The organism is Colwellia sp. F1 (genome assembly GCF_056238625.1).
Genome location: NZ_JBWDLI010000088.1, coordinates 1 through 2,349 on the forward strand (window position 1 = coordinate 1; position 2,349 = coordinate 2,349).

The following is a 2,349-nucleotide window of genomic DNA, read 5'->3' on the forward strand; positions in this document are numbered from 1 at the left end:
CGGGGTACCGTTTACCTGATATGGTTGCATGGCAAGTCGCGGCTAGAGGTGGCTATGAAGGTATTGCAGACGGCTCCTATGGCTACCCTCATTCAGGCAGTCCACAACCGGAAGCAGTCGCCAACTTCCCCTCTGAAGATGGCACCATATTGGGTACATTGCCCGTAGGCTCTAAGCTTCCCAATGCTTTGGGTCTTTACGATATGAGTGGTAACGCGGCGGAATGGATTGATGAAAGAAACCATTACGCTAAGGGAATCCCCATGTATTATTTTTGTGGCGGCAGTTATCAACAAGCCGTCACTAACGTGCTATCAGGTTGTGATGTACATTCTCCGGGGTTTGGAATGCCCGATATCGGTTTCCGGTTAATAAGAGCGGTCGATGAGTAAGCACCTATTCTTTCTGCTGGTTTACTTTTTTAGCACTAATGCCATGGCGTTTTCTCAGCTTGAGTTAACCGATGGCGTAAACCGTATTGATCTCAACAGAAACGGTATGCAGGATTATGTCATTGCCTCGATATATGACAGAAACATGTCATATAGTAATAATTCGCTGACCTTCTTTATTCGCTTGCCTAACGGCGAGCTCAGCATTATACCAGCAGCCAATCGAGATACATTCACTTGGCTAGATCATCGTATTTTCTCCGGCGCCATCACGATTCGGGACAACCGCCTTTTCGAGTCCGATAATGGCATTTTTCTAGTGGTCGCCAAAAAGCATACTGAGAATAGGGATTTGTTTGGGCCTGGGCCTTTTACGTTTGAGGTTTACGGTATCCAACAATCCAGCCAACACCCCGGCGCCCCACTTTATGAGTGGTCACTATTGAAGACTTTTGAGTCGATTGGACAACATGCGTCTTCCGAGCAGGCTTTCCTGGAAATCGACGCAGAGGCACTGAAGCGGGGCAATAACTGAGCGCCCTAATCATTTGAGTAACGGTTAGCATTACTTGGTTGATGCTTACGTGTTCACGTAAGCATCAATGGTGCCCGTCAAACAGTCTCTTCTTCTACTTCTCTTATGCTGGATTTTTCCGCCTCACCTGAACCAGCCCAAGGTACACACGAAACCGAGAAAATCACGTAATAGCTTTCGAGCAGCATGTTAGGCGATTCTTCGTGCTTTAATTGCGTACAACAATGGAACCTGTTGTCCCTTATATAACATTTGATACCCTAAGCCTGGCACCAACTCTAAACCATCAAAGCAATTATAAGGGCTATAGGGATGCTCAGAGAAAGACTCTATAGCTAACCCTGCACCAATTAAAGCGCTTATAACCTCACTCATTGAATGGGACCAAGTTACCACCGTTGATTTAGTACCATCGCAGTTTTCGGTATAAGTACCTTCCTCTTCAACATCAGGGGCATCGCTGGAGAAGTATGAGTAACCTGATAACAAGTCGTTAAAAGCATGAAACTCAATCAGATGAAATTCACCACCAATTTTTAATGATTTAGCGACTGTTTGTGCCCAACCTTCTAAATTGGATAGCCAGCACAAAACTCCGTATGAAGTAAATACAACATCGAATTCCTGTGTATTTTGACGACCAAATTGAACAACATCACTTTCGATAAAATTTGCTTTTAAGCCTAAAGACTGCTTCAGCAAGTTTGCCTGTTCGATTGCATCAGCAGACAAATCCACACCCGTGACCTCTGCACCTAAACGAGCCCAAGACAGGGTATCTTGACCAAAATGACACTGTAGATGTAATAAGGATTTCCCCTCTACATTTCCAAGCTGTTTCAGCTCTACTGGGTTTAACGAGCATTTACCATTTCTGAATGACTCAACATCGTAGAATGACGATTCAACATGCACTTTGGTTCTTTTGTCCCACGCCTCTTTATTTATGCTCAAATAATCCATTTTATACCCATATAGTATATTTTTTCGCCTAACGAGACGGTAGAAAAACCGATTTCGAACCGTCTACATCGCCTATCATCCTAATTTATTTACTCAGCAAGTTATCTGCCCGAATCATTCTAACATTGGCATTCAGCCATTAACTGCTCGCTCTACCTCAGAGAAGCTGCTGCAAACTACTATTTTATCAGCCTGAGCTTTCGAAAACGCATAAAATCGTACCAGATTGTCTCGGTCGTACTTTTGGTTCCAAGACATCAGCTCAATAAGATTTGCCAACGTTTCATTTTTCTTGCGGCTGCGTGAAAGCTTGTAGCCCAAATAGCGCCGCAGTATCCTCCATTGCCTCAGCAATACTGGTGTATTGAGAACAATTATCTTATCGGCTCCTTCAAAGGACTTCTCTAGCCACTTATAGTAAACCCCTTCAATTATCCAGGGGGCGTTCGACAGGATAGA

Annotated in this window: 3 protein-coding genes and 1 pseudogene; 2 read left to right on the forward strand and 2 right to left on the reverse strand. The window is 44.1% G+C overall.

Translation table 11 applies throughout. The features are described 5' to 3' along the window. Both AC0UA9_RS17535 and AC0UA9_RS17540 read left to right on the forward strand, forming a co-directional pair. Positions 1-392: SUMF1/EgtB/PvdO family nonheme iron enzyme (locus AC0UA9_RS17535; protein WP_475662047.1), on the forward strand; the 392-nt coding region annotated here is incomplete at its 5' end. After that, positions 385-927, forward strand: coding sequence for a carbapenem self-resistance protein CarG family protein (locus AC0UA9_RS17540; protein WP_249017977.1), 543 nt, complete (start codon positions 385-387; stop codon positions 925-927). The genes AC0UA9_RS17535 and AC0UA9_RS17540, both read left to right, overlap by 8 nt. A gap of 189 nt (positions 928-1,116) precedes the next feature. Here AC0UA9_RS17540 and AC0UA9_RS17545 read toward each other — a convergent pair whose 3' ends face one another. Together AC0UA9_RS17545 and AC0UA9_RS17550 are read right to left on the reverse strand one after the other, a co-directional pair. Continuing rightward, positions 1,117-1,890, reverse strand: coding sequence for a class I SAM-dependent methyltransferase (locus AC0UA9_RS17545; protein ID WP_146943778.1), 774 nt, complete (start codon positions 1,888-1,890; stop codon positions 1,117-1,119). A gap of 132 nt (positions 1,891-2,022) precedes the next feature. Next, a pseudogene (locus tag AC0UA9_RS17550) lies at positions 2,023-2,349 on the reverse strand (DNA topology modulation protein FlaR); the annotation flags it as partial.

What these genes read in the sequence shown, in the direction of transcription:
- AC0UA9_RS17540 (WP_249017977.1), top strand. Translation starts at nt 385, where the DNA reads ATGAGTAAGCACCTATTCTTTCTGCTGGTTTACTTTTTTAGCACTAAT.
- AC0UA9_RS17545 (WP_146943778.1), bottom strand. Translation starts at nt 1,890, where the DNA reads ATGGATTATTTGAGCATAAATAAAGAGGCGTGGGACAAAAGAACCAAA.